The organism is Brachybacterium sp. AOP42-C2-15, from assembly GCF_052377065.1.
Lineage (GTDB): Bacteria > Actinomycetota > Actinomycetes > Actinomycetales > Dermabacteraceae > Brachybacterium.
The window spans coordinates 1-26,220 of sequence record NZ_JBQSWK010000033.1 but is presented as its reverse complement, the minus strand read 5'-3'; the positions used below and the strand labels follow the sequence as shown (position 1 = coordinate 26,220).

The 26,220-nt window shown below is 70.2% G+C and carries 19 protein-coding genes and 1 pseudogene; 16 read left to right on the top strand and 4 right to left on the bottom strand.

The window, feature by feature from the left end; translation table 11 throughout:
* Positions 1-231 precede the first annotated feature (231 nt).
* Positions 232-1,434, bottom strand: coding sequence for an acetyl-CoA C-acyltransferase (locus ACT3SQ_RS15485; protein WP_444601353.1), 1,203 nt, complete (start codon positions 1,432-1,434; stop codon positions 232-234).
* Positions 1,435-1,753: 319 nt separating this feature from the next.
* Here ACT3SQ_RS15485 and ACT3SQ_RS15480 point away from each other — a divergent pair, with 319 nt between their 5' ends.
* From ACT3SQ_RS15480 to ACT3SQ_RS15435, 10 genes and pseudogenes are all read left to right on the top strand, one after another.
* Positions 1,754-2,230, top strand: coding sequence for a helix-turn-helix domain-containing protein (locus tag ACT3SQ_RS15480; protein ID WP_444601352.1), 477 nt, complete (start codon positions 1,754-1,756; stop codon positions 2,228-2,230).
* Positions 2,227-3,456 (top strand): type II toxin-antitoxin system HipA family toxin, encoded by a 1,230-nt coding sequence (locus tag ACT3SQ_RS15475; RefSeq protein ID WP_444601351.1) that lies wholly within the window; start codon positions 2,227-2,229, stop codon positions 3,454-3,456. The genes ACT3SQ_RS15480 and ACT3SQ_RS15475 overlap by 4 nt, the downstream gene beginning before the upstream one ends.
* Before the next feature lie 156 nt (positions 3,457-3,612).
* Positions 3,613-5,673 (top strand): hypothetical protein, encoded by a 2,061-nt coding sequence (locus ACT3SQ_RS15470; protein WP_444601350.1) that lies wholly within the window; start codon positions 3,613-3,615, stop codon positions 5,671-5,673.
* Positions 5,674-5,764: 91 nt separating this feature from the next.
* Positions 5,765-6,403 (top strand): annotated as a pseudogene (locus tag ACT3SQ_RS15465) (patatin-like phospholipase family protein); the annotation flags it as partial.
* Between the two features lie 137 nt (positions 6,404-6,540).
* Positions 6,541-6,828 (top strand): hypothetical protein, encoded by a 288-nt coding sequence (locus tag ACT3SQ_RS15460; protein WP_444601362.1) that lies wholly within the window; start codon positions 6,541-6,543, stop codon positions 6,826-6,828.
* 165 nt (positions 6,829-6,993) lie between these two features.
* Positions 6,994-8,364: an S-layer homology domain-containing protein gene (locus tag ACT3SQ_RS15455; protein WP_441445046.1), complete on the top strand. Its 1,371-nt coding sequence runs from the start codon at positions 6,994-6,996 to the stop codon at positions 8,362-8,364.
* A 184-nt stretch (positions 8,365-8,548) separates the two neighbouring features.
* Positions 8,549-9,847: an ATP-grasp domain-containing protein gene (locus ACT3SQ_RS15450; protein ID WP_444601349.1), complete on the top strand. Its 1,299-nt coding sequence runs from the start codon at positions 8,549-8,551 to the stop codon at positions 9,845-9,847.
* A gap of 38 nt (positions 9,848-9,885) precedes the next feature.
* Positions 9,886-11,922, top strand: a complete 2,037-nt coding sequence (locus ACT3SQ_RS15445) for a CocE/NonD family hydrolase (RefSeq protein ID WP_444601348.1) — start codon at positions 9,886-9,888, stop codon at positions 11,920-11,922.
* 162 nt (positions 11,923-12,084) lie between these two features.
* Positions 12,085-12,537 carry a hypothetical protein gene (locus tag ACT3SQ_RS15440; RefSeq protein WP_262424676.1) on the top strand — a complete coding sequence of 151 codons (453 nt, stop codon included), beginning with the start codon at positions 12,085-12,087 and terminating at the stop codon, positions 12,535-12,537.
* Between the two features lie 435 nt (positions 12,538-12,972).
* On the top strand, positions 12,973-15,021 hold the full coding sequence (locus tag ACT3SQ_RS15435) for an acyltransferase family protein (protein ID WP_444601347.1): 2,049 nt from the start codon (positions 12,973-12,975) through the stop codon (positions 15,019-15,021).
* 160 nt (positions 15,022-15,181) lie between these two features.
* Here the strand turns inward: ACT3SQ_RS15435 and ACT3SQ_RS15430 are convergent, their stop codons facing one another.
* Positions 15,182-15,640, bottom strand: coding sequence for a GNAT family N-acetyltransferase (locus ACT3SQ_RS15430; RefSeq protein ID WP_442332925.1), 459 nt, complete (start codon positions 15,638-15,640; stop codon positions 15,182-15,184).
* Between the two features lie 104 nt (positions 15,641-15,744).
* On the opposite strand from ACT3SQ_RS15430, the gene ACT3SQ_RS15425 reads away from it, so the two are divergent.
* Positions 15,745-16,632 carry a M23 family metallopeptidase gene (locus tag ACT3SQ_RS15425; protein WP_444592204.1) on the top strand — a complete coding sequence of 296 codons (888 nt, stop codon included), beginning with the start codon at positions 15,745-15,747 and terminating at the stop codon, positions 16,630-16,632.
* Between the two features lie 45 nt (positions 16,633-16,677).
* Here ACT3SQ_RS15425 and ACT3SQ_RS15420 read toward each other — a convergent pair whose 3' ends face one another.
* Together ACT3SQ_RS15420 and ACT3SQ_RS15415 are read right to left on the bottom strand one after the other, a co-directional pair.
* The gene (locus tag ACT3SQ_RS15420; RefSeq protein ID WP_444601346.1) at positions 16,678-17,706 is read right to left on the bottom strand and encodes an LLM class flavin-dependent oxidoreductase; all 1,029 of its coding nucleotides are present in this window, start codon (positions 17,704-17,706) and stop codon (positions 16,678-16,680) included.
* A 121-nt stretch (positions 17,707-17,827) separates the two neighbouring features.
* Complete coding sequence (locus tag ACT3SQ_RS15415) at positions 17,828-19,243, bottom strand: O-acetylhomoserine aminocarboxypropyltransferase/cysteine synthase family protein (RefSeq protein WP_444601345.1); 1,416 nt, start codon at positions 19,241-19,243, stop codon at positions 17,828-17,830.
* A gap of 218 nt (positions 19,244-19,461) precedes the next feature.
* Here ACT3SQ_RS15415 and ACT3SQ_RS15410 point away from each other — a divergent pair, with 218 nt between their 5' ends.
* Genes ACT3SQ_RS15410 through ACT3SQ_RS15390 form a run of 5 tightly spaced genes read left to right on the top strand, consistent with a single transcriptional unit; the run spans position 19,462 to position 25,838 of the window.
* Positions 19,462-21,063, top strand: a complete 1,602-nt coding sequence (locus ACT3SQ_RS15410) for an ABC transporter substrate-binding protein (RefSeq protein ID WP_444601344.1) — start codon at positions 19,462-19,464, stop codon at positions 21,061-21,063.
* Complete coding sequence (locus ACT3SQ_RS15405) at positions 21,060-22,028, top strand: ABC transporter permease (protein WP_444592208.1); 969 nt, start codon at positions 21,060-21,062, stop codon at positions 22,026-22,028. Before ACT3SQ_RS15410 ends, ACT3SQ_RS15405 begins: the two co-directional genes overlap by 4 nt.
* A complete protein-coding gene (locus ACT3SQ_RS15400) occupies positions 22,025-23,842 on the top strand; it encodes a dipeptide/oligopeptide/nickel ABC transporter permease/ATP-binding protein (protein ID WP_444601343.1) in 1,818 nt (605 codons plus the stop codon). Before ACT3SQ_RS15405 ends, ACT3SQ_RS15400 begins: the two co-directional genes overlap by 4 nt.
* Positions 23,839-24,702 carry an ABC transporter ATP-binding protein gene (locus tag ACT3SQ_RS15395; RefSeq protein ID WP_444601342.1) on the top strand — a complete coding sequence of 288 codons (864 nt, stop codon included), beginning with the start codon at positions 23,839-23,841 and terminating at the stop codon, positions 24,700-24,702. The genes ACT3SQ_RS15400 and ACT3SQ_RS15395 overlap by 4 nt, the downstream gene beginning before the upstream one ends.
* A gap of 11 nt (positions 24,703-24,713) precedes the next feature.
* Positions 24,714-25,838: an LLM class flavin-dependent oxidoreductase gene (locus ACT3SQ_RS15390; protein ID WP_444601341.1), complete on the top strand. Its 1,125-nt coding sequence runs from the start codon at positions 24,714-24,716 to the stop codon at positions 25,836-25,838.
* The last annotated feature ends 382 nt before the right edge of the window (positions 25,839-26,220 follow it).

The following is a 26,220-nucleotide window of genomic DNA, read 5'->3' as shown; positions in this document are numbered from 1 at the left end:
GGCCGACCGGCGGTGCCCGTGGCGAGCCATCGCCGCCGCAGGCACCGCCGCAGGCACCACCGCAGGCACCACCGATAGTGCGCTGAGGACCTATGTGAAGTGCTCACATAGGTCCTCAGCGCACATTGCTGTCCGGAGGGCGCTGCGCTGTCCAGAGGGCGCTGCGCTGTTCGGAGGGCGCCGTGCTGTACAGAAGGCGCGGCGCTGTCCGGAGGGCATTCCGGTCTCGCCTCACGCGCTCAGCAGCAGCGCCTCTCCCTGCCCGCCGCCGCCGCAGAGGCTGACCCCGGCGTGGCCGCCGCCGCGGCGGGCCAGCTCGAGCGCCGCGGTCAGGGCGAGCCGTGCACCGGAGGCGCCGATCGGGTGGCCGAGCGCGATCGCGCCGCCGTGGATGTTGGTCTGCTCGAGCGGGTAGTCGAGGTCCTTCAGCGACTGGACGACGACTGCGCCGAAGGCCTCGTTGATCTCGATCAGGTCCAGGTCGCTCGGCTGCAGCCCATCGCGGCTGAGGGCCGCGTGCAGGGCGTTCGAGGGCTGCGAGTGCAGGGAGGAGTCCTCGGGACCCGCGACCTGGCCGGGGGCCCCGATCGCGGCGAGGATCGTGAGGCCGTGCTCCTCGGCGTAGGCGCGGGAGGTGATCACGAGCGCGGCCGCGCCGTCGGACAGCGGCGAGGAGTTGCCGGCGGTGATGGTGCCGTCCTTCGCGAAGGCGGGGCGGAGACCGGCCAGGGTCTCGACCGTAGTGTCGGGCCGGACGCCCTCGTCACGGTCGATGAGCAGCGGGTCGCCCTTGCGCTGGGGCACCTCGACGGGCGCGATCTCCTCGGCGTGGATCCCGACGCCTGCCGCGGCGGCAGCGCGCTGGTGGGAGGCGGCGGCGATCTCGTCCTGGTCGCGGCGGGAGATGCCGCGCTCGGGATTGCCGCGTTCGGTGAGGTCGCCCATCGCCTCCTGGCTGAGCGCATCGGTGAGCCCGTCGTGCGCGACGGAGTCCTGCACGGTGGCCGGGCCGTACTTGTATCCCTTGCGGGCGCCCATCAGCAGGTGTGGTCCGTTGCTCATCGACTCCTGACCACCGGCGATCACCGCCGTGGCCTCGCCGGTACGGATCAGGCGGGCGGCGTCGATCACGGCGGTCAGCCCCGAGAGGCACACCTTGTTGAGGGTCACGGCCGGGATGTCCCACGCCAGGCCCGCTCCGAGCGCGGACTGGCGAGCCGGATTCTGCCCCTGGCCCGCCTGGATGACCTGCCCCATGATCACGGTGTCGATCACCGCGGCGTCGACGCCGGAGCGCTCGATCGCATGGCGGATGGCGTGGGCGCCGAGATCGACCGCGGTCAGCGCGGCCTGCTGCGAGAGCAACCGGGTGAACGGGGTGCGAGCCCCGCCGACGATCACGGGCTGGTGGGCGGAGGTGTCATTCCTAGTCACGGGGTGCTCCTTCTGAGGATCCACTCCTCGACACCTGCCCTGGATAGTGGGCGAGGTGCGTCAAGAAGCTCGGCTGCTGGCGCGGCGGTGGGCGGGCAGCGTGGATCTATCCGATGGTGACCATCATCCACCGGGGTGCGCCGCGGTGCCAGGCATCGCGTCAGAGCGGGTTCTGCTGGAAATCCTCTGGATTCCCGTCGGGCGGGTCGGCTACCAGCATCCTGTGCGACGCGCACAGGACACAATGTCGACGAGCGTACACATTGAAGAAAGTGATAGATCGTAGACATCCCGCAGAAGTGGACGTACCATCACACTCATGAACAGTCGGCGCGTCAGGACCCCGCAAGATCTCGGTGCAGCCCTCCGCGACGAGCGCAGGGCGCGGGCGCTCACACAGGCCGAGCTCGCGCGTGCTGCCGAGGTCTCCCGGGAGTGGCTGATCGGCGTAGAGCAGGGTCGTCGGCCGCGAGCCGAGCTGGAGAAGGTCCTCGCGGTGCTCGCCGCCCTGGACCTCCCGCTCAACGTCGGCGCAGCATCCCGCACCGTCACACCTGACGCACCGGAACCCGCCACGTCGATCACAGAGCGCGCCACCCGCGACGCTATCGAGCAGATGCGGGAGGCGCCTGCACTCCCCGTGGTCGTGGAGCACGGGCAGCGCGCCGCCCGGCTGCTCAAGGCCGGCATGGATCCCGAGCTCGCCGCTCAACTCACCCAGGTCGCCCTGGCTGCGACGCCGACATCTGACTCCTCCGCAGTGCGAGGCACCGCCGATGAGGACGAGGACTCATGATGAAGCGGCTGTTCATGGTCAGCAACGGAGTGATCATCGGCCACCTGGACGAGGACCATGGTGGAGCGCTACGGCTGACCGCGCCACCGAGCGCGGGGATGCCGAGACTGTCGCTGGCCTTCGCGCCGAGCACCACACCGATACCTCCACGCAGAGCCCTTGCCTATCTTGAAGGTCTGCTTCCTGAGGGAGACGCCGTCCGCCGTGCCACCGCGCGCAGATTCGGTGTCTCACCGCGCAGCGCGTTCGCACTGCTATCGGCGATCGGTCGGGACTGCCCCGGCGCAGTGCAGTTCCTCGACGAAGCACAGCTGGAGGATCCCGAGCCGGGCTCCCTCATCCCTGTCGACGACGAGCGGATCGGGTCACGACTCCGTGACCTCCGCACGAATTCTGGCGCAACCTGGGTCGCCGAGGGAGAGCACTGGTCGCTGGGTGGGGCGCAGTCGAAGCTCGCACTCCGGCTCGAGAACGGGCGGTGGCACGAAGCGCATGGTGCCGAGCCGACGACACACATCCTCAAACCCGGGATCACGGCTCTCCGCTCACAAGCACTCGTCGAGCACCTCTGCCTGCGTACGCTCTCTCTGCTCGGCCTGCCTGTGGCCAGGTCTGAGTTTCGGCTCTTCGATGGCGAACCGGCGATCGTCATCGAACGCTTCGATCGGCGCCGGGTCGATGGGCGCTTGGTGCGCGTTCACCAGGAGGACCTGTGCCAGGCCACCTCGACGCTCCCCGCCGACAAGTACTCGGTCACAGCCCTCGATGTCGTCACCGCTCTTCGGCGGGGCGGCGCACCCGAGGAGGATGTCGAGAGCTTCGTCCGGGCGGTGCTCGCGAACTGGGCGCTGGGTGCCCCGGATGCGCACGCCAAGAATTACTCGGTCTTTCTTTCGGCCGACGACACAGCACTCGCACCGCTGTACGACGTCGCGACCGGATTCGGACAAGAGACTCCGTGGCCTGCGATGGCGATGCCCATCGGTGGAGCTTCATCGATCCATGGCGTCACGCGTCGGCATCTGCTGAAGTTCGCTGCACAGCTCGGGGTGAGCCAGGAGTACGTCCTCGCCGCCGCCGAGCTCCTCGCCGAGGGTATGCCGACAGCGTTCGACATGGCGACGCGGGAAGTCGCCGGTGCGGACATCGACCATGCCCACCTGGAGGCGATCCACGCTTCGCTCACAGAGCACTGCGAGAGGCTCCGGACCACTCTTCGCGGCTGAGGGCGTCGACCCCCTCCCCCACCGGGGATCTATCCGGTGGCGACCATCATCCACCTCCGTCCGTCCGTCCGTTGACACCGGGCGCCGCCGCGACAGCACTGGGGTCCGCAAGCGGTTGCAGTGCCTACCCGCTGGCCCCGTGACGAGGAGACGATGATGTCCGATCCGCAGCACCGCCCCACCCGCCGCCACCTCCTGGGAGGAGGAATCGCCGCGCTCGCTGCCCTGCCGGTGGCCTCCGCTCTGGGGGCTCCGGCACTGGCCGACCCGGCCCGACCTGCCGCTGCCTCTCTCATCGATCTGGGCCCCGCGCTGGCCTCGGTGAACGTCCGCTCCGTGGCGTTCGGGCAGCTGCCGGACGGCCGCTCCGTGGCCTATGCCCTGTCCAACGGCGACCCGGCGACCCTCTCCGTGCTGGATGTGCTGACGGGCGAGAGGATCTTCGGCACCGAGATTCCCGGTGCGGAGCTCGGCGGGTTCGTCACTCCCGGCCCCGATGGGCTCATCTACTTCACCTGCCGCTCCCCGATGAAGGGCGGGCTGTTCTCCTTGGACCCCGTCTCGTTCGAGGTCACCCTGATCGCGGAAGGCATTTCCGGGCAGAGCGTGCTGTACGACGGCTCGTTCGGGCCCGACGGTCGGCTGTACATGGGCACGTACCCGAACGCACGGGTGCTGGCCTACGACCCCGCCACCGGGGAGATCGAGGATTACGGCACCCAGACCGAGGATGCCGCATACGTCTTCGGACTCGGCGTGGTGGACGGCGAGGTCTGGGTGGGCACCGGCCCTGTCCCGCACCTGTTCCGGATCGACATCGCCAGCGGTGAGCGCACCGAGATGCAGCCGCCGGCCCACGTCATGGAGGGGACGGACTGGTTCACCGGGATCGCGCAGCGCGGGGACCTCGTCTTCGTGCGACTCTCACCTCGCGGAACGTACGACATGGCGTTCTACGACCAGCTGACGGAGACCTGGCTCGAGGAGATCGTCGAGGGCACCTTCGACACCGCGCCCACGGCGGTTGCACGCCTGAACCGGGTCTACTACCTGCAGGGCGACGTGCTGATGGGTTATGACCTGCGGATGCGCCGCACCCTGTCGGTGGGCTTCGAGGACTCCGCACTGCGTGAAGAGCTCTCCGAGGCGGTGGGCACCTACGGCATCGCCTCCTCCGAAGAGCTGCCGGGGCTGCCGCCGTACACGGTCGTCGGCCTGAACACGAACGGCGTGCTGTGGACCTACTCGACCCGCAGGAAGCAGGGCAGCTCGGTGATCGCCGACGTACTCGCGAGCCCGGCCGGAGCCCACAGCATCGGCACCGGGCCCGACGGCGCGGTGTACATGGGCGCCTACCTCAGCAGCGGCGTGATTGGGCGCATCGACCCCGAGACGGAGGAGATCGAGCGCCTGCGCGGCCCGAAGCAGGCGGACACGATCGTCGCCCACGGCCAGCAGCTGGTGATCAGCTCGTATCCGGGCGCCGTGGCCCATATCGGTGACCCGTCGGCCGCCTGGGACTGGTCCGCTTTCGACCAGATCCTCATGCTGGGTCGAGGCGCTCCGAACTACCAGGATCGGATCTTCGGGGTTACGTCCGTGGGTGATCGGATCGCGCTGGGCAGCGTGCCGGACTACGGGCAGCTCGGCGGGGCGCTGACGATCCTGGACCCCGCCACCGGGGATCTCGAGTTCCATCGGGATGTGGTGCCGCAGCAGAGCATCGTCACCCTCGCCCACAGCGACGGCCTGGTCTACGGCGGCACCTCCATCCACGGTGGGCTGTCCACCACCCCGGCGCAGGACACCGCGCAGCTGTTCATCTGGGATGTCGCGGCAGCGGCTCTGGTCAGTGCAGAGGAGGTGGTGCCGGGGGCGAAGGTGATCCCGGAGATCGCCTTCGGTCCCGACGGTCTGCTGTGGGGGCTGGCCGGAGAGGGCACGGTGTTCGCCGTCGACCCCACGACCGGCGCGGTGGTGCATCGCATCGCCACCGGGCTGCCCTTCGGGAACAACTGGGGGCTGCTGACCTCCCTGTTCTCCCGCACGAGCGAGGGATGCCTCTACGCAGCCGGCGGCAATGCTCTGCTGCGCATCGACCCGGTGGCAGCAACGGCCGACGTGGTCGTCGACAGCGACGTGCGGTACGCGGCGCTCGGGGGGAACGACCGCATCTATCTCGCAGGGGAGATCAACGTCTACCGCCTCGAGGAGTAGGAGCGTCGCGGAATAGGAGCCTCGCGGAGCAGCAGCCGCGAGGTGCAGGACGGGTGGGGCCGCGTCAGCCCGCTCCCCTACGCTGGCCGCTATGACCTCCTCGCAGCCCGCCGCCTCCTCCCCTGTCGGCAGAACACCGGCCGACGGCACCCGGCGGGTGGACCTGGTGCTCGAGGGCGGCGGGGTCAAGGGCATCGCCCTGGCCGGCGCGATCGAGGTGCTCGAGGAGCGCGGGTACCGGGTGAACCGGGTGGCGGGATCATCGGCCGGGTCGATCGCCGGAGCACTCGCGACCGCCGGGATCCCGGCGACCACGATGGTGAAGGTGCTGCGGGAGACGGACTACCGCCGTTTCGAGGACGGCCCGTGGTGGACCCGCACCCTGCCCGGCAAAGGGCTGGGCATCCTGCTGCACAACGGGATCCATCGCGGCGCCTACCTGCGTGAATGGCTCACCGAGCAGCTGACCATGTACGGGGATCCGGGCCGTACCGGCACCTTCGCGGATCTGCGCTACCAGGATCCCGAGGCCGGAATGGAGCTGGTGGGCGCGCATGCCTACCGCCTCGTGGTGACCGTCTCGGACCTCTCGGCCGGGCGGCTGCGGTACCTGCCGCTGGAGGCGGTGGACGTCGGCTCCACTCCGGACACGCTGCGGGTGGTGGACGCTGTGCGCGCCTCGACGTCGATCCCGCTGTTCTTCCGCCCGGTGCGGTGGAAGAACGCCTTCGGGAAGCCGGCGGTGCTGGTGGACGGCGGGCTGCTCTCGAACTTCCCGGTCTCGGTGTTCGACCGCCCTGAGGGTGAGGTTCCGCGCTGGCCCACCTTCGGCATCAAGCTCTCCGCCAAGCCCGAGGCGGTTTCGGGGTGCAGAACCAGATCCGCGGACCGCTCAGCTTCGGCAAGGCCGTGGTGGACACCGTCACCGGCTTCTACGACCGGATGCACATCGACTCCTCGCACTCCGTGGCCCGCACGATCTTCATCGACACCGCCGCGGTACGCCCCACCCATTTCGACCTCTCCGACGAGGAGCGGGAGATGCTCTACCGGAAGGGACGCAAGGCCGCGACGGCCTTCCTGGACGGGGACCACGAGCAGGTGGCGTGGGACTTCGAGGCGTACAAGGCGCGGTTCCGTACTCCGATCGCCTGAGCGGCCGTCACTGCGCCGCGGGCTCTCATCCCCTCTGCTCGATGCGGGATCGAGCACGCTCGGAGAGGTACGCCGAAACGTGTTCTCAGAGGGTGTCCGCGCCCTATGATGAGCGCCTCCAGCTCGCCCGATCCCCTTGCCCACGCCCGCACATCGAGGTGATACGTGTCCACCACCCTCCGCCGGATCGCAGCGTTCGCGCTCAGCGTTCCGTTCCTCCTCAGCGGCGCCGCTGCCGCGACTGCAGATGGCCCCGGATCAGGCAGCCCCTCCTCCCAGGAGAGCAGCCAGGCCGAGGACTTCGTCCCGGTCACCGCTCCCGAACCGGCCTTCGACATCGAGGCCTCGACCTTCACCATCCCCGACCTGCCCGGGCTCCAATACGCCGACCAGGCCGCGAATCCGCTCGCTCCCGGCGTGCACCGGGCATCGACCTTGGAGATCATCCGCGCGTATCCGGCGCCGGGCCACTCGCTGACGGGCATCCACTCGTGGAACATCCGCTTCGAGCCCGCGAACACGTTCAACGACCCCGTCGTCGTCGCATCCCTCTCTCCCACGGTCGACGTGGAGCGACGGACGTTCACGATCCCTGACATCACCGGGCTGAACACCGCGCTGGACCCGTGGACCCCGGTCTCCGCCGGGACGCACGCGCTGGCAGACGGCGTGGACCGGCTGGGCGTCTCCGTGTATGACCAGGCCGGGTATGCGCATGTGGGCGTCTCAGGGGTCTCGGCGACGTTCGTTCCCCTGTACGGGTACCGGCTCCGCGAGCCGGTGTTCGACCTCGCCGGGCACACGGTGCAGATCCCGACGGATCCCCGCGTCCAGTACACGCTGAACGGCGGTGTGATCTCGCAGGGCGGGACCTATACGGTCACCGGGACCGTGACCGTCTCCTTCAAGGTCGTCGCCGAGCGGACGTTCTACACGCCGCTGAAGAAGACCTGGCGGGTCACGTATCCCGAGATCTCGCCCTTCGTGGACGTCACCCCCGGGATGGAGCATTTCGCTGCGATGACGTGGATGGCTCGGGAAGGGATCTCCACCGGGTGGCCGACGCCGCGAGGGGCGGAGTACCGCCCGCTGACGAGCGTGAGCCGTGACGCGATGGCGGCGTTCCTCTACCGTCAGGCCGGCTCTCCGGCGGTGACGCTCCCGGCAAAGTCGCCGTTCACGGATGTGAAGCCCGGCCAGCCGCATTATGAGGCAATCATCTGGGCCTCTCAAGAAGGCATCACCGAAGGGTGGAAGATGCCCGACGGAACGCACCAGTTCCGGCCGGTACAGCCCATCGCCCGTGACGCGATGGCGGCGTTCCTCTACCGGTTCGCGGGCGAGCCCGCGTACACCCAGCCGAGCGGGAAGTGCTTCACCGATGTGGCCCGCGGCATGCAGTTCTCCAAGGAGATGTGCTGGATGAAGTCCACCGGCATCTCCACCGGATGGAGCAACGGCACCTACCGTCCGCTCGATCCTGTGAAGCGGGATGCCATGGCGGCTTTCCTGCAGCGCTACGACGCGACGCTCTGAGTCGCAGCACTGCCTGACCGTGCGGGCCCGTCCGATCCTTCGGACGGGCCCGCACTTCGTCCGCCCGACCGATCGACCCGACCGATCGGCCCGGAGCTTGCGCCCTGGCGCACCTCTCGTGCAACGCTCGAGGGATCCGGCTCGCCGCGAGGCGAGCGTACCGGCACACGGAGGACACACACGTATGAGCCCGAAGAACATCTTCGTCCTGGGACTGACGGACGTGCAGCGCCAAGAGCTCGAGACGGTGCGTCACGCCGAGGACTACACCTTCCACGGGGTCCTGGACTACGAGACCCTGGTGAACACCACGGATCTGAACTTCGAGCAGCTGATGCGCGACGCCCGCGCCGAGCTCGATGCCTTCGACGGCAGCATCGACGCGATCATCGCCCACTGGGACTTCCCGGTCAGCGTGATGAGCACGATGCTCGCCGCCGAGCATGACCTGCCCGCTCCCTCGCTGACCAGCCTGCTGAAGAGCGAGCACAAGGGATGGAGCCGGATCGAGCAGAAGAAGTCGGTGACCGAGTGCGTGCCCGGTTTCGCCGTCTTCGACCCGTTCGCGGAGGACGCGCTGGCGAGCATCGATCTGGAGTTCCCGTTCTGGGTCAAGCCGGTCAAGGCGCACTCCTCCGCCCTCGGCTTCAAGGTCGAGGACGAGGCGGACTTCGACGAGGCGCTGGTGGAGATCCGCGAGCACATCGGCGAGATCGGCGATGCGTTCAACGAGGTGCTCCAGCAGGTGGAGCTGCCCTCCGAGCTCGCCGGCGCCGGCGGCAACTCGTGCCTGGCCGAGCAGTTCGTGGAGGGCATCCAGGCCGCCCCGGAGGGCACGATGTTCCGCGGCGAGTACCGCGTCCATGGCGTATTCGACATGCACAAGGACGCGGACGGCACCAGCTTCTCCCGCCTCGATTACCCGGCCAGCACGGTGCCCCCGCGCGTGCAGCAGCGGATGATCGACCTCACCGAGCGGTACCTGCGCCAGGTCGGGTACGACAACGGCTGCTTCAACTCGGAGTTCATGTGGGATGAGGCGAACGACCAGCTGTGGCTGATCGAGATCAACACCCGCATCTCCCAGTCCCACAGCGACCTGTTCGCAAAGGTGGACGGCAGCTCGAACCACGAGGTCGCGATCGACATCGCGCTCGGCCGGCCGCCGCGGATGCCGCACCGCGAGGGTGACTTCGCTGTCGCCTCGCAGGCGATGATCTTCCACGATGAGGACGCGATCGTCACCCGCATCCCCACCGCCGAGGACAAGGCGGAGATCGAGCGCCGCTTCCCCGGGACCGTGCTCACCTTGATGGTGGGTGAGGGCGACCGACTCTCGGAGCTTCCGGGGCAGGACAGCTACCGGTTCGTGCTGGGCAAGCTGTACCTCGGCGCGAACAGCACCGAGCAGATGCTGGAGAACTACGCCGCGATCACCGCCGAGCTCCCCTTCGAGTTCGCCCCGGCCCCGACGGACGACTGACCACCGCACCCTCAAGGACGACCAGGAGGCGACCACGCATGAGGACCGTCACCGAGTTCCCCTACGAGATCCGCGTGATCGAGAACGTGTTCATCCCGATGCGGGATGGCGCCCGGCTCGCGGCCCGGCTCTGGCTGCCGGTGGACGCGGAGCAGCGCCCCGTGCCCGCCGTGCTGGAGTACATCCCGTATCGCAAACGCGACTCCAGCCGGGCTCGCGACGATCTGAACCACCCCTATATCGCTGGTCACGGCTATGTGTGCGCGCGGGTGGATCTGCGCGGCAGCGGCGACAGCGATGGGGTGATGGTCGACGAGTACCGCCCCCAGGAGCATGAGGACGCGGAGGACGTCATCGCTTGGCTCGCCGAGCAGCCGTGGTGCGACGGCAACGTGGGGATGATGGGCATCTCCTGGGGCGGGTTCAACAGCCTCCAGCTCGCCGCCCGCAGACCCCCGGCACTGAAGGCGATCATCAGCGCCTCCGCCACCGATGATCTCTACGTCGACAACATGCACTACATGGGCGGGGCGCTGCTGGCGGACAACCTCTCCGAGGCGACGGTGATGTTCGCCTTCAACTCCCTCCCGCCGGATCCGCAGATCGTCGGCGAGCGCTGGCGGGAGATGTGGCATGAACGGCTCGCGGGCAGCGGGCTGTGGCTGGAGACCTGGCTCGAGCACCAGCGACGGGACGACTACTGGAAGCCGGCGTCCGTCTGCGAGGACTACTCCCAGGTGCAGGTCCCGGTGATGGCCGTGGGCGGCTGGGCCGACGGGTACACCAATGCGATCTTCCGCCTGATGGAGAACCTGGACGTGCCGCGCAAGGGTCTGATCGGTCCGTGGGGCCACAAGTACCCGCACATCGGGGTGCCGGGCCCGGCGATCGGCTTCCTGCAGGAAGTGGTGCGCTGGTGGGACCACTGGCTCAAGGGCACCGACACCGGCGTGATGGATGAGCCGATGGTGCGGGCGTGGATGCAGGACAGCGTCTCCCCTGCGGCGTCCTACGAGGACCGGCCGGGGTGCTGGATCGCGGAGGACCAGTGGCCCTCCCCGCGGATCGAGGAGCGCGAGTACGTGCTGCGCGGCCACCACCTCGAAGAGGGCACGGCCGACGAGCCGGATCGTGAGGTCACTGTGCAGTCTCCGCTGAGCGTGGGGATGTTCGCCGGGAAGTGGGCGTCCTACGCCGCGGTGCCGGATCTGCCCTTCGACCAGCGGGAGGAGGATGGCGGTGCCCTGTTCTTCGAGACCCCGGACCTGACCGAGGAGCTGGAGATCTTCGGCCGGCCCACGTGCGTGCTCGAGGTCAGCGCGGATCAGCCGGTCGCGCAGTTGGCGGTGCGGCTCTCGGACGTGAACACGGCCGGGGAGGCGACCCGCGTGACCTACGGGGTGCTGAACCTGACCCACCGCGACGGCAGCGCGGAGCCGCAGCCGCTCGAGCCGGGGAAGACATACCGGGTGGAGGTGCCGCTGAACGGCATCGCCCAGTCCTTCCCGGCCGGGCACCGGCTGCGGCTGTCGATCTCCACCTCGTACTGGCCGCTGATCTGGCCGGCACCGGAGGCGGCGACGGTCACGCTGAGCACCGGGTCCAGCAGCCTGCGCCTGCCGGTGCGACCGGCCCGTGACGCGGACGCGCATCTGCACGAGTTCGGTGAGCCCGAGGGCGCGGAGCCGCTCGAGGTCACCGACCTCTCCCCCGGTGAGCACCACTGGCGGGTCACCCGCGACCTGGCGACCAACGAGTCCGTGCTCGAGGTCGCCAACGATCAGGGCGAGTTCGTGATCGAAGAGACCGGCACCCGCATCCGCCGGGCTACCACCGAGTGGTACAGCTTCCGCTGGAACGACGTGAACTCGGTGCGGGGCGAGACCCGCACGGTGCGCCGCGTGGAGCGGGAGGACTGGGGCGCGATGGTCAGCACGCGCACGATCCTCACCTCCACGAGCGAAGAGTTCGTGATCGACGCGCAGCTGGACGCTTTCGAGCTGGACGCCGAGCGCGGTGACCCGCGGGTGTACTCGCAGAACTGGGAGCGGAGGATCCCGCGGGATCTGGTGTGAGAGCGGCGAGCCCGGGATCAGCTTCGTGACTGCTGCGGCGCCGCTCAGCTCGCCTCGTCGATAACTCGGGCGCGGCTCCGTGACCTCGATGTCAGTTATCGTTTCAGCACGGCACGCAACCAGTCCTGGGCTAGCACTCAGCGATCAGAAGGAGCGCACACCATGGCCGGAAAGAGTCTGATCCCGGGCCCGTCCACGACGAAGTCGGTCATCCACACCGCGAAGTGGCTGCTCCCGCTGCTGGCTGCGGGGGCGCGCTGGCTCTCCTCTCACCCCGAGGTGTGGGAGTCGATCAAGGAGCAGGGCGCGAAGCTGCAGAAGGTCACCACCGATAAGCCCGACGGCGTGCTCACCACGGTGGGCATCCTCCGCGAGCAGGTGGGTTATCTCGCGGACTCAGCAGACGATGCCGGCGAGGCGCGACGGGCCGAGGATTGGGCGAAGCGCCTGGACAGCTGCCAGCGCGCCGCCCAGCTGCTGAAGGCGCCGGGCACCACCCGGAAGGACCGCAAGACGCTGAAGAAGCGCGTCGAAGCGCTGCGCGAGGAGATCTTCTCCGCGTACATCGCGGAGATGGGCGAGGATGCGGAGGCCGGGACGGCGCCGAAACGCTGAGCTGCGGCGCTTGCCCCGTCAGGTTCTCGCAGGTTCCGATCCCGAGATCGATGGATCGCGCTTCGATGATCGCGGTGTCCAATCGCCGCCCGCTCGGATCCTCGACCGTGATGCCGAAGCGCATCGTGGATCCGAGCCCGAGCAGGCCGAGCAGGCCAGCGGGGATCGTCGTGGTGTAGGTGCCGTCGCCGTTCTGTGTCGTGTTCGAGCTGACGCTGAATCCGAGGACAGGCTCGAGGATCGAGCCGACGCCGCCGGTCGCCTGCTGCAGGGTTGTCTGCTGGAGCGTGTACCCCTCCGGGTGATCCCAATAGATGCGCACACAGCTGCTCGAGACATCGGCACGCGGGATAGGTCACGGCACGCCGAGCCTCACCCCGCCCAGCCGTGACCTTTTCGTTATCCTCGCGGGTGCTGTCCATCCCGAGGAGTTCCGTGACCGCCCCTGCCGTCTCTGCCCCGCGAACAGGCCCTGCGCACAGGCCTGGCTTCCGCCCTGACATCCAGGGGCTGCGGGCGATCGCGGTGATGCTGGTGCTGCTCTACCACGCCGGTGTCTCGGTGCTTTCCGGCGGGTTCGTGGGCGTGGACGTCTTCTTCGTGATCTCCGGCTTCCTCATCACCACCCACCTGCTGGAGGCGCTCGCGCGGGAGGGCCGGATCAGCTTCGGCGCCTTCTACGCCAAGCGGGCCCGGCGCATCCTGCCGGCCGCACTGCTGGTCGCGCTCCTGACGATGCTCGCGGCCTGGATCTGGATGTCCCCGCTGCTGATGCAGGACGTCCTGCGGGGCGCGGCCGCGACCGCGCTGTATGTGCCGAACTACCTCTTCGCGCAGGAGGGCACGGACTATCTCGCCGAGACCACCCCCTCGGTGTTCCAGCACTACTGGTCCCTCGGCATCGAGGAGCAGTTCTACCTGTTCTGGCCGCTGCTGCTGGCGGCAGGCTTCTGGCTGCTGCGGCGCAGCGAGCGGCGCCTGATGATCGGTGCCGCGGTGCTCACCGCCGCGTCCTTCCTCGCCTGCGTGCTGCTGATGGACGTCTCCCAGCCGTGGACCTTCTTCTCCCTGCCCACGCGCGCCTGGGAGCTCGGGGCGGGTGCCCTGGTCGCTTTCGGGCTGCGGTCCGGGGCGCGCTGGCTGCGCGCCGAGCGCACCGGCATGCTGGCCTGGGTGGGGCTCGCGGGGCTGGCACTGGTGGCGCTGACCTTCGACGAGGGCACCCCGTTCCCGGGATGGACCGCGGCGCTGCCGGTGCTCGCCACGGTGCTCCTGATCGTGGGCGGCGCCGCTCCGGGGCGGTGGCATGCCGGGCGCGTGCTGGGGCTCGCGCCGATGCAGTTCCTGGGCAAGATCTCGTACTCGCTGTATCTGGTGCACTGGCCGCTGCAGGTGATCCCGCAGGCCGCCGCCTTCTCCGAGGAGCCCCTGCCACTGTGGATCCGGCTGCTGCTCGGAGCGGCGGCGGTGCCGCTGGCCTGGTTGCTGCACCGGTTCGTCGAGCGGCCCGTGCTGCGCTGGCCCTCCCTGAGGCGCCGACCGTCCTGGGTGACCGGCGCCCTGGCGGCCGCAGCATCGCTCGCGGTGATCGCGACCTCGGCGGGCATCGCCATCGCCGTCCCCCAGCAGGCGGTGTCCTCCGAGCGCACGGCGGCCCCTGAGAAGCAGGCCCTCGATCCCGTGGGCACGGACTTCGTCCCTTCGAACCTCTCCCCCACCCTCGACGCGGTCGCCGCGGACAACCCCTCCGTCTACGACGCGGGCTGCCACCGCGACGAGGAGAATTCCGATCCCAGCGGTTGCCGGATCGGGGAGGAGGCCGAGGCGCCGCTGGTGTTCCTGGTGGGCGATTCCCACGCCGCCAGCTGGTATCCGGCCCTCGAACAGCTCGCGGACGAGGGGAAGATCCGGCTGGACAGCAACACCAAGAACTCCTGCCTGCCGCTCGAGACGGAGCAGCAGTTCCTGGACCGGCCGTACGACTCGTGCGCGCAGTGGCGCGACGGGGTGCTGGACCGGATCGAGGCGGAGCAGCCGGACCTGGTGGTCCTCGCCGGCTTCAACAATCGCGAACGGCTCATGCCGGGTTCGGGCGCCGACGCCGACGCGCAGTGGCGAGCGGGGCTGGCCGAGACGATCACCCGGATCGACGGCCCGCAGGTGGCGGTGATGAGGGACGTGCCCACCCAGGTCCAGACACCGAACCACTGCCTGGCCAAGCACCTCGAGACCGCGAACAGCTGCGCCGCCCCGCGCCAGGACGCGTTCGATGAGCCTCTCGTCGCCGCGGAGGCCGAGGCCGTGGCCCACTCCGGCACGGACGCGCAGTACGTGGACCTCACCCGGTACTTCTGCAACGACGCCACCTGCCCCGCGATCATCGGGAACACCGTGGTGTTCCGCGATCAGCACCACCTCACGCAGACCTTCAGCCGCGAGATGGCCCAGCCCCTGTGGGAGCAGATCGGGCCGATGGTGGCGTGACGGGCAGGAGAGCCCCCGGGCACCCGGGCTCAGGAGCGTCGATCCTGCTCCGCAGACGGATCCGTCAGGCAGCGGCGAGACTCTGACCGCCCGAGTCTTCTCGGTACCGCGGCGGGGAGCTGAGTGACGGCGCGGAAGCAGTCACCCGCTGGGCCGTTCGTCACCGCCCGTAGCGGTACACCCGGTCCCAGGGCCAGTCCTCGGCGAGCCACTGTGCGACGGCGTTCGCGAGCGGCTCGTCCAGCTCGGTGTGAGAGGCCCGTACCCAGGATTGCACCTCCGCGTCGTGCTCCTCCGAGTGCGTGGGGTAGATGTACACGCAGCCGATCACGTCGCCGTCCGCCGGATCCAGCACGGTGAAGGTGAAGCCTCGGCGTGCCGCGAAGTCGGCGGCATGGCGTTCTAGGTCCTGCCGGTTGCGCTCGGGGGTCATGCCCTCGGACGGCGGCCAGGAGCCGTCGGGGTAGCCGGGGGTGGCGCGGATGTGCGCGACGCTCGAGGTCCAGGCGGCGAGATCGGCCGCGTTGTGCTGCGGGCCGAGCGGCTCGAGGCGGAAGCGTTCGTGTGCCAGCGAAGTGGGCGGCACGAAGTCGGCGGGGACGAAGGCGTCGGAGTCCATGTGCCGACCGTATCGGCGCCCCGTCCCTCCGGCCACGGGTTTTCTGCGCGGCCCGCAGCACGTACGGTGCAGGGATCCGGCCCCTCTCAAGACAAGGCGTCCCCGTGGCCTCACTGCTCCGACTCTCCGGCCCCGCGCTCGTGCTCGGCGGGGTGCTGATCATCGTGACGGTCTCGTTCGGCGAGGGGATCGGGCCGCTGTACCTGGCCGGCGTGGCACTCGTGGTGCTGGGGCTGATGGGACAGTTTCTGGGTGCACGCCGCCAGCGCCCGACGCAGGAGCGGGCACCGCTGCTGATCGAGGTGCCGGTGACCGGGCGGTGGCGGGGTCTGAACTCACCCGCCTCGAAGGTCCCCTCTCACACGCACGGCCTCGCGCAGACGTACGCCATCGACATCACGCATGAGCCGCCCGGCGCCTCGCCGCGGGCGATGGACTGGCTGTGGCCGCCGATGCGCCAGCCGCAGGAGTTCCCGTCGTTCGGCCAGCCGGTCCTCGCCCCCTTCGACGGCGTGGTCGTCGCGACGCGCAGCACCAGCCGGGACCACCTCACGCGCCTGTCCCCGCTCGGGCTGATCGTCATGCTCATCGAGAGCGTCGTGCGCAGCGCGGGCACGCCCCGGCATCTGCTGGGAAATCACGTGCTGCTGCGCGCCGAGGCCGACGGGCCGGCCGGTGGGCCGGCTACCGGCGGCACGCCCGACGGCACCGTGGTCGCCGTGCTGGCGCACCTGCGTCGCGGCTCGGTCCAGGTGGTGCGCGGCGAGCGCGTGACGGCGGGGCAGCAGATCGCCGAGTGCGGGAACTCCGGCAACTCCTCGGACCCGCACGTGCACTTCCAGCTGATGGACGGGACGGACATCACCACCGCGCACGGCCTGCGGTTCGAGTGGGAGTACGTCTCCGACGAGGGTGCCCCGCAGCGCGGCGTGCCGGCCAACGAGGAGCTGTTCGTGGTGCCGCCGGCGGGAGCGGACCCTGGCGAGCGCTGACCACGATTCAGCCCGTGTCCGCAGCCCACCGCGATGACGCAGATGTCAGTTCTTGCCGACCAGCGGGAAGAGGTCGGTGGCGATCCGCTCGAGCTCCTCGTGAAGCGGCGAGGCCTGGATGAGCAGCAGGTTCACGCCCGCCTCCTCGTAGGCGCGGATCTTCTCCGCCACCTGCTCAGGGGTGCCGACCAGCTCGGGGCGCAGCGCGCGGGTGCCGACGGAGTACTCACGGGCGGAGACCTCCACGTCGAGGTTCGAGTGCTTGGTGAACTGCTCGAAGGACGCGTAGCCGGGCGAGTCCGGGTTGATGGTCGTGATGCGCTCGAGCTCGGCGCGCGCCTCGACCTCGGTGTCGCGGATGATGACGTAGGCGCTCATGCCGATGGAGTCGAAGGCGGCGCCCTGAAGGCGCTCGCGGCGGGCATTGACGTCAGCGACCTTCTCCCGCAGCTCGTCGACGGTCCCGCCGTGGGTCACGTAGGAGTCGGAGAAGGCCGCGATCGCCTCGCGCCCACCCTCTGATTCCCCTCCGGCATAGATGGCGGGCAGCGTGGCCGGCTTCGGCTCGACCACGGTCGAATCGATGTCGAAATAGCGTCCGTGCTGGCTGTACGGGGTCTCTGTCCACAGTCCCCGCAGAGCGTTGACGAACTCGGTGCAGTGCACGTAGCGGTCGTCGTGGGAGGGGAAGACCCCACCGAACTGCGAGGCCTCCTCCGCCCACCAGGCGGCGACGACGTTGAGGGAGAGGCGGTCCCCGGAGATGTCCGCCAGCGTGGACAGCCTCTTGGCCGTGACCTGCGGGTTGTGGTAGCCGGGGCGGATCGCGGTGAGGATCTCGAGGTTCTCGGTGACGGCGGCGATCGCGGTCGCGAGCGACCAGGCCTCGAGGCTCGGCGCCTCGGGCCCCTTGCGGTCGTTGAGGTAGAGCTCGGGCACGAGCGTGAGCTCGAACCCCAGGCGATCGGCGAGAGTGCTCACCTTCCGCACATACTCCCAAGTGGCAGGCATGCCTTCGTCCTCGACGTTGCGGAGGAAGCCCCCGTACACCGGGGTCCAGTAGCCGAATCTCATGTCTCTCCTGACGTGGGTGCGCGCCCGGACGGCGCGCGGATGGAATACAGGCCCGAGGACCGGGCGGGTGGACAACAGGCCCGAGGGCCGCCCGCGGGTGGGCCCGAGGGCGAGGGGCAGATCAGTGCGGGGCGGGAGCCTCCGTCGCGGCCGCGGTCGCTCTGGCCACCGCTTGCAGCGCCTGGGCGAGGTCGGCGCGGAGGTCGTCGGGATCCTCGACGCCGATCGACAGGCGGATGGTGGTCAGGCCGATGCCGGCGTCGGCCCGGCCCGCCTCGTCCAGGCGGGAGTGCGTGGTGGTCGCGGGGTGGACGACGAGGGAGCGCACGTCGCCGATGTTGGCGACCAGGGCGAACAGCTCGAGGGAATCGATGAACGTCTCGACGACGTCCGGATCGCCCGCCAGATCGAAGGAGAAGACGCTGCCCAGCCCTTCGGGCAGCAGGTTGCTCACGAGCTCGTGCTCGGGATGCCCGTCCAGACCGGGGTGGTGGACGCGGGCCACCTCGTGCCGCTCATCGAGGAAGCGAGCCAGCTCGAGGGCCGTCGCCGTCTGTCGGCGCACGCGCAGCTCGAGGGTCTCGATGCCGAGCAGGATCTGCGAGGCGTTGGTCGGCGAGAGCGTGGGCCCGAGGTCGTGGACGCTCTTGGCCCGGGCCAGGACCAGGAAGGGGGTGCGGCCTTCGCTGCCGTCGAAGGCGTCGGTGAACACGATGCCGTCGAACCGGGGATAGGGCTCGGTCAGGCGCGGCCACCTCGCGGGGCGGGCGGTGAAGTCGAAGGTGCCGCCGTCCACGATCACGCCCGCGATCGCCGTCCCGTGGCCACCGAGGTACTTGGTCGCGGAGTGCACCACGATGTCGGCGCCGTGCTCGAAGGGGCGCAGCAGCACCGGGGTGGCCATGGTGTTGTCCACGACGACGGGGATGTGCGCGGCGTGGGCGACGTCCGCGATCGCGCGGAGATCCGGCACGGTGAGCACCGGGTTGCCGATCGACTCGAGGAAGAAGCCACGAGTGGTGTCGCGGATCGCCCCGCGCCATGCCTCGGTGTCGAGGGGATCCACGAAGGTGACCTCGATGCCGAGATCGGCGAAGCTGTCGCCGAGCAGGTCCGAGGTGCCGCCGTAGAGCTTGTTCGAGGCCACGAAGTGGTGCGTGCCCGGCCCCGCGGCGGCGATGAGGGTCAGCAGGGAGACGGCGACGGCCGCCTGCCCGGAGCCGAGGGCCAGAGCACCGGCGCCGCCCTCGAGGTCGTTCACCCGGCGCTCGAGCACCGCATTGGTGGGGTTCCCGTTGCGGCTGTAGATGTTGCCGGGCCGGCTCAGGGCGAAGGTGTCGCGGGCGGTCGCGAAGTCCGCGAACTCGTAGGCCACCGACTGGTACACGGGAACGGCCACCGTGTTCTGCGGGACGCCGGGCGTGTACCCGGCGTGGACCTGACGCGTGGCCAGCGCCCTGGCGCGGCTCGTCGAGGCGGCTGGGGGCCGCGTCGTCCGGGCCTCCTGCTCCGGGGTCGGAGCGGTGCGGTGTGTCATCGCGGTGAGTTCCTCTCTGATCGCTGCCCGTCATCCTGCGTCACGGTGTCGCCTTCCCCGCACCCTCGTGAAACTTATTGACCCCATAAGTACAACCATGAACGAATCGCGGCGCGAAGACCCTCTCCCGTGCCACGGTGTGACCCGAGCGCTCCCTCGGGAGCCAGCCCGGGTCCCATGTCCCGGTCTCCGATCCAGTCGACCAGTCAGAGGCACAGATGGTTCTCCAGACCCCGCAGAGCCCTGCAGCGGGCCCGCAGCGAGGGCACGTGCTGCCGCGCCGGGCCCTGATGCTCGGCGGGCTGCTCGGCGCCGCCGCCCTCACGGCCGGCTGCGCCGCCGCGTCAGGTGCCCTCACCGCTCTCGGCGGGGACGGCGGGGACTCTGAGGGGCTGCCCCACTCCCTCACCTGGGGGTGGCGGCTGCCGACCACATGGGACTCCGCCCGCGGCATCGGCTACGACGTCCACGTCCTGTCCCTCGTCCACTTGGGTCTGACCCGCCTGGATCCCGACGGTGAGCTCGCCCCGGACCTCGCGCACTCGTGGACCTACAACGACGCAGGCGATGCCGTGACCTTCCACCTGCGGCCGGGCCTGACCTTCAGCGACGGCGCCGCCGTGGACGCCGCGGCGGTCAAGGCCGGGCTGGAGCGCAGCCGGGACCTGCCCGGGGCCACGAGCGCGCAGTCCCTTGCGGTCATCGTGGACATCACCGCCGACTCCGAGACGGACGTGACCCTGCACCTGGCCGGGGTGAACCACCAGGTCCCGCTGCTGCTGGCCGGTCTCATCGGCCATCTGGTCTCGCCCGACGCGATCGCCGCGGGCGTCGAGCTGAACGTGGCGCCGGTGGGGGCGGGTCCGTTCGTGCTCGACGAGTACATCCCCGGATCACACGCCCGCCTGGTCAGGAACCCGGCGCATTGGAATGCCGCGGAGATCCTCCTGGACGAGCTGCGGGTGGTGCCGCGCCCGGCGGAGGCGGTGACCTTTGCGGGCCTGAGCTCCGGCCAGTACGACATCGCCCATATCGACGACTCCCAGATCGCTCCGCTCGAGCAGGCCGGTTTCGAGATCACCACGGGCACGTGCTTCAACGTCCACACCATCGAGGTCAACAATCGCCATGCCCCCTTCGACGACCCGCTGGTGGTGGAGGCGTTCAACCGCGCGATCGACCGCGACGCGATCGTCGAGAGCGTCTTCTTCGGGCACGGCGAACCGGACTGGCAGCCCTTCACCCGTGACCTGCAGGGCTACGACCCTGCGCTGGACCGGCACTGGGACCACGACGTGGAACGGGCGCGCAGTCTGCTGGCCGAGGCCGGGCACACCGACCCGATCGCCGTGACCTTCCACGTCCTCAGCGACGGGGGCGATGACACCCAGTCAAGGATCGCCGAGGTGATCCAGGCCCAGACCGCCGCGGCGGGCTTCGACCTCACCCTGGAGATGGCGCCGCCGGGCTCCGGCCAGAAGGCGGCGCACTCCTACACCCTGTACATGTACTCCTTCTCCGGCCGGGAATCACCGGTCCAGGCGCTCGAGGTGCTCTATGACGAGGACGGGTGGATGAACATCTCCGAGCAGCATCCCAGCGGCTTCGACGAGGCCCTCGACCTGGCCCGCCGCACCCCGCTGGACTCCCCCGACTACACCCCGAACCTGCAGGCCGCGACCCAGCTCGCCGTGGTCGGTGCGACCCCGCACGCCTGGATCGCGAACTGGAACCGCGCCCATGCGATGAACGAGCGGGTCACCGGTTTCACGCACTGCCGGCACACGCAGCGCTTCGAGGGCGTGGGGGTGCGGTCATGAGGCGCATCGTGCCCCGCGCGCTCCTGCGCGCCGTCCCGGTGCTGCTGGTCACCGCCGCGATCACCTTCCTGCTCGGCGCGTTCGCGAAGCAGGAACCGGCCGAGCTGCTGCTGGGCGAATCGGCCACCGCCGAGGCGGTCGCCGCGCTCGACCACGAGCTGGGCCGGGACCGACCGCTCGTGGTGCAGTTCCTCACGTGGATCGGCGATGCGCTGCAGGGAGACCTCGGCGCGAGCTGGTTCACCGGCATCGCGGTGACGGACACGATCACCCAGCGCCTGCCGGTGAGCCTGTCGATCGCCGGCCTGGCGCTGCTGCTCGCGGTCGCGCTCGGAGCAGGTGCGGGGATCCTCGCCGCCCTGCACCGTGGCAGCTGGATCGACACCGCGGTCACCCTCGCCGCGTCGACGCTGGCGACCCTGCCGCCGTTCGTGGTCTCGATCATGCTGATCCTGGTGTTCGGCGTGGCCGTGCCGGTCCTGCCCACCGGCGGTTTCGTCCCCTTCACCCAGGATCCGGCGGGCTGGCTGGCCTGCATCATCCTGCCGGCGATCGCCCTCTCGCTCGAGGCCGCAGCGGATATCGCCCGTCAGCTGCGCACCGCCCTGGTGTCGACCTACGAGGAGAACTTCGTGATCGGCGCCCGGCTGCGCGGCCACTCCGAGGCACGGATCCTGCTGCGCCATGCACTGCCCCATGCCGCCGGCCCGGCGCTGTCGGTGGTCGGCCTCCAGGTGCCGCGGCTGATCGGTGGGGCGATCATCGCCGAGCAGATCTTCTCCCTGCCGGGCCTGGGCCTGATGGCCTTCGAGGGAGCGACCCAGGGTGACATGCCGGTGGTGCTCGGCGCGGTGATGGTGACCGTCCTGGCGGTGCTGCTGAGCACCTTCGTGATCGACCTCCTCCTGACCGCGCTGAACCCCGAGGAGCGCACTGCCGCCCGCACCGAGAGGACCTTCGCATGACCACCTTCCGTGCTCTGCTGGCCCGGCCGACGGCCCTCGCGGCCCTGCTCGTCCTCGGCGTCGTGGCAGTCCTGACCGTGTGCGGCGCGTTCATCGCCCCGCATGACCCGCTCGCGCAGAACACCTCGGACGTGCTGGCCGCGCCGTCGGCGGCGCATTGGCTGGGCACCGACTACCTCGGCCGCGACATCCTCTCGCGGCTGCTGGCCGGTTCCCGGCTGTCCGTGCTGGCCGCCCTCGAGGCGGTGCTGATCGCCCTCGTGCTCGGCACCGGCGCGGCCCTGGTGGCGGTCTTCGCGGTGCGGCCGGTGCGCTGGCTGATCGAGCGGATCTTCGACTCGTTCATGGCGCTCCCCTTCATCACCTTCGCCGTGGCGATCGGTGCGCTGCTGGGCAACAGCATCCATGCCGCGATGATCGCCGTGGGGATCCTGGCCGCGCCCACCTACTTCCGAGTGGTGCGGGCCGCGGTGCTCGAGACCGTCCACACCCAGTTCGTGGAGGCGGCGCGGCTGTTCGGGGTCCCGGTCCCGCGGATCGTCGTCACCCACGTGCTGCCGCGGATCGTGCCGGTGCTGCTGGTGACCTCGGCGAGCGCGCTCGCGGCGAGCCTGCTGGTGGTGGCGAGCCTGACCTTCCTCGGGGTGGGGGTCCAGCCGCCCACCCCCACCTGGGGCGGCATGCTCGCCGCCGATCTGTCCTATCTCGCCGCGCGGCCCGCCAATCCGGTGGGCCCGGCGCTGGCGATCATGGTCACGGTGGCGGCGCTGGGCGTCCTGGCCGACAGGCTCCGCGATGTGCGCACCGGGGCCGGGACCCGCACCGCCGGGACGGCGCAGGAACCCGGCGCCGAGCTCTCCGAACGCGCCAGCACTACCGACGACGCCGACGGCGCGCGCACCACCGAGACGACCACGACCCCACCGCTGCAGCAACCCCGATCGGGCGGCGCGGAGGTCGAGACCGACCGGGCACTGGTCGAGATCGAGGATCTGCACGTCCATGCCGAGTCCTCCGATGCGCACCTGGTGCGCGGCGTGAGCCTGCGCGTCCCCCGCGGCTCGAGCGTCGGGATCCTGGGCGAATCCGGGTCCGGGAAGACGATGACGGTCAAGTCGCTGCTCGGCGTCCTGCCCGACGGCGTCTCCGTCACCGGAGGGAGCATCGCCTTCGACGGCCACGACCTCACCGCGGGTGAGGCCTCGTGGAAGGACCTGCACGGGCGCCGCATCGGCACCGTCTTCCAGGATCCGGCCACCTGGTTCACCCCACACCTGAGCGTCGGCGCCCAGGTCGACGAGGTGCTGCGCCACACGCTCGGCCTGAGCCGGAGCGAGGCGGCCGCCACCCGCGCCGAGCTGCTGGAACATGTGGGCCTGCGCGAGGTGTCCAGGGTGGCCGGCCAGTACCCGCATGAGCTCTCGGGCGGGATGCTGCAGCGGATCCTGCTGGCGATCGCGGTGAGCGGCGAACCGGATCTGCTCGTGGCCGATGAGGCGACCACCGCACTGGACGTGACGGTGCAGGCGGAAGTCCTCGCCCTGGTGCGCAGGCTGCGCCGCGAGCATGCGCTCACGGTGCTGATGATCTCCCACGATCTGGCGGTGCTGGCCCACAGCTGCGACTACCTCTACGTGTTCCGCCACGGCGTGGTGGTCGAGGAGGGGCCGACGGACGCCGTCCTGCGCGCCCCGCAGCACCCCTACACCCGCACTCTCGTCGCCGACCACACCGTGTTCGGGATCGAGGCCGTCCGCGCCGCCGGAGCGGCGTCGGGCGAGCCGACCCGACAGAAGGAGGCACCACCGCTATGACCACCACCGCGATCACCGACATCGACCTCGCCCGGGCTCCCGAGCACCCAGCGGCCCTCGAGGCCCCACCGCACCTGGCCCTGGCCGTGCACGATCTCACCCTCCGCTACGGCGACCGGGAGGTGCTCCATGGCATCAGCCTGGAGGTCGCGCCCGGCGAGGTGGTGGGCCTGATCGGCGGATCCGGCTCGGGGAAGACCTCCCTCGCACGCAGCGTGCTGGGGCTGGTGCCCACCACCCGGGGCACGGTCGCCGTCGACGGCCACGCGGTCAGCGGCTACACCCGCGCACGCTGGCGTGCGTTCCGCCGGGCCGGGCACGCCCAGTACGTGTTCCAGGATCCGCTGCGCAGCCTCGACGGGCGTTTCACCGCCCGGGACTCGGTGCTCGAAGGGGCCCGCCAGACGTTCCCAGCCGCCCAGGCCACGCAGCATGCCGAGGACGCCCTGCGCACCGTCGGCCTGGACCGCTCGCTGTGGGACTCCCGGCCCGCCCAGCTCTCGGGCGGTCAGCGGCAACGGGTCGCGATCGCGCGGGCCCTGGCCGTGGACCCGGTGCTGCTGGTGTGCGATGAGCCGGTCAGCGCACTGGATGCCTCCAGCCGCATCGAAGTGGTCCGCACGATCGAGGCCGCGGCCCGGGCCGGCACCGGCATCCTGCTCATCTCGCACGATCTGTCCTCGCTCGGCGCGATCGCCGATCGGGTCCTGGTCCTCCATGACGGCGGGATCGTGGAGAGCGGGACCGCCGCCGAGGTGCTGGGCGCTCCCCGGCACCCCTACACGCGCCGCCTCATCGACGCGATCCCCACCCTCGAGGGCGCTCGCGCACCGCGTTCGCCCCGCCCCACCTCTCACTGAAGGAGTCAGCAATGGCAGAGATCCTCGGCATGCTCTCGTCCCAGCGCGGATCCGAGACCGATCCGGTCACCGGCCCCGCCGTCGACCCCGGGTGGATCCGCGAATTCGCCCGCGCCCATGAGGAGGCCGGCTTCGACCGGGTGCTCATCGGGTACTCCTCCGCCTCGCCGGATGGGTTCGCACTCGCCTCCGCCGTGCTGCAGGCGACCGAGCACCTGGGCGTGCTCATCGCCCACCGGCCGGGCTTCGTCGCGCCGACGGTGGTGGCGCGCAAGCTCGCGACTCTCGACCAGCTCTCCGGCGGCGGGCGGGTGGGGATCCACCACATCTCCGGAGGGTCCGACGCCGATCAGGCGCGCGACGGGGACTTCTCCACCAAGCCCGAGCGCTACCGCCGCACCGCCGAGTTCATGGACCTGCTGCGCCAGGCGCTGGCCTCCCACGAGCCGCTGGACTACTCCGGGGACCACTACCGGGTCCAGGACGCGCAGAGCGCCGTGCACCCGGTGCGCCCCGGCGGGATCCCCCTGTGGTTCGGTGGGCTCTCCGAGGACGCGGTGCAGGTGGGCGGCGAGCACGCCGACGTCTACGCGCTGTTCGGCGAGACGAAGGCGGAGGTGGCCGGTCGCACCGCAGAGATCCGCCGGGTGGCCGCGGCCGCCGGCAACGAGGCGCTGAGGTTCTCGCTGTCGACCCGGCCGGTGGTCGCCGAGACCGAGGAGGCCGCGTGGGAGAAGGCCGATGCGTACCTCGAGCAGGCACGGGCCCTCAAGGAGGCCGGCGCGGAGGGCAACCCGCTGCGCCTGCGCCGCCATGCCCCGAGCGAGCCCACCGCCGTCTCCGCCGACCGCCTCCAGCGCCTCGCGCAGGAGCGGGACGTCCACGACGAGCGGCTGTGGTTCGGGATCACCAAGCTGATGGGCCCGCAGGGCAACTCCAGCGGGCACGTGGGCACCGGCCAGCAGGTCGCCGACGCGCTGCTGGAGTACTGGGACCTGGGGGTGGAGAACTTCCTCATCCGCGGCTTCGACCAGCTCGGCGACGTGCAGGACTGGGGTGAGCTGCTGATCCCGAAGCTCCGGGCCGGGATCGCGGAGAAGCAGGCGGCGCAGAGGGAGGTGCTGGCGGGGGTGTGAGGCCGTGGGGGGGGCGACCGATGGGCGCAACCGGCCTGCCAAGGCCTGCGTCAGCTGTTGGAGCGACAGATCAAGTGCGAGACACCGACCATCGCGCCCAGTTGCCACCATGGGGCAGCTCCGCCAACCGGCACGCCACTGCCTTGCAGAGGCGCGGGGCGCCGGCGAACGAGGAGCTGTTCGTGGTGGAATGACCGGACAAGGGCGGAGTCATCGCGCCGGACCTGCCACGGAGTCTGCGCACCAGGTGGTCGCCCGGACGTCACTGCCGCTCACGGCCCCAGCGGTATCCCCAACCCTGTCCAGAGCAGGAAGAAGAGCATCCACACCACGCCCACGCCGAGGGCCATCGGGATGGTCATCGAGGCCAACGTCCCGATGC

Excerpts from the sequence above, each read along its gene's own strand:
- ACT3SQ_RS15480 (WP_444601352.1), top strand. The coding sequence starts at position 1,754 with ATGAACAGTCGGCGCGTCAGGACCCCGCAAGATCTCGGTGCAGCCCTC.
- ACT3SQ_RS15475 (WP_444601351.1), top strand. The coding sequence starts at position 2,227 with ATGATGAAGCGGCTGTTCATGGTCAGCAACGGAGTGATCATCGGCCAC.
- ACT3SQ_RS15470 (WP_444601350.1), top strand. The coding sequence starts at position 3,613 with ATGTCCGATCCGCAGCACCGCCCCACCCGCCGCCACCTCCTGGGAGGA.
- ACT3SQ_RS15450 (WP_444601349.1), top strand. The coding sequence starts at position 8,549 with ATGAGCCCGAAGAACATCTTCGTCCTGGGACTGACGGACGTGCAGCGC.
- ACT3SQ_RS15445 (WP_444601348.1), top strand. The coding sequence starts at position 9,886 with ATGAGGACCGTCACCGAGTTCCCCTACGAGATCCGCGTGATCGAGAAC.
- ACT3SQ_RS15440 (WP_262424676.1), top strand. The coding sequence starts at position 12,085 with ATGGCCGGAAAGAGTCTGATCCCGGGCCCGTCCACGACGAAGTCGGTC.
- ACT3SQ_RS15430 (WP_442332925.1), bottom strand. The coding sequence starts at position 15,640 with ATGGACTCCGACGCCTTCGTCCCCGCCGACTTCGTGCCGCCCACTTCG.
- ACT3SQ_RS15420 (WP_444601346.1), bottom strand. The coding sequence starts at position 17,706 with ATGAGATTCGGCTACTGGACCCCGGTGTACGGGGGCTTCCTCCGCAAC.
- ACT3SQ_RS15415 (WP_444601345.1), bottom strand. The coding sequence starts at position 19,243 with ATGACACACCGCACCGCTCCGACCCCGGAGCAGGAGGCCCGGACGACG.
- ACT3SQ_RS15410 (WP_444601344.1), top strand. The coding sequence starts at position 19,462 with ATGGTTCTCCAGACCCCGCAGAGCCCTGCAGCGGGCCCGCAGCGAGGG.
- ACT3SQ_RS15405 (WP_444592208.1), top strand. The coding sequence starts at position 21,060 with ATGAGGCGCATCGTGCCCCGCGCGCTCCTGCGCGCCGTCCCGGTGCTG.
- ACT3SQ_RS15400 (WP_444601343.1), top strand. The coding sequence starts at position 22,025 with ATGACCACCTTCCGTGCTCTGCTGGCCCGGCCGACGGCCCTCGCGGCC.
- ACT3SQ_RS15395 (WP_444601342.1), top strand. The coding sequence starts at position 23,839 with ATGACCACCACCGCGATCACCGACATCGACCTCGCCCGGGCTCCCGAG.
- ACT3SQ_RS15390 (WP_444601341.1), top strand. The coding sequence starts at position 24,714 with ATGGCAGAGATCCTCGGCATGCTCTCGTCCCAGCGCGGATCCGAGACC.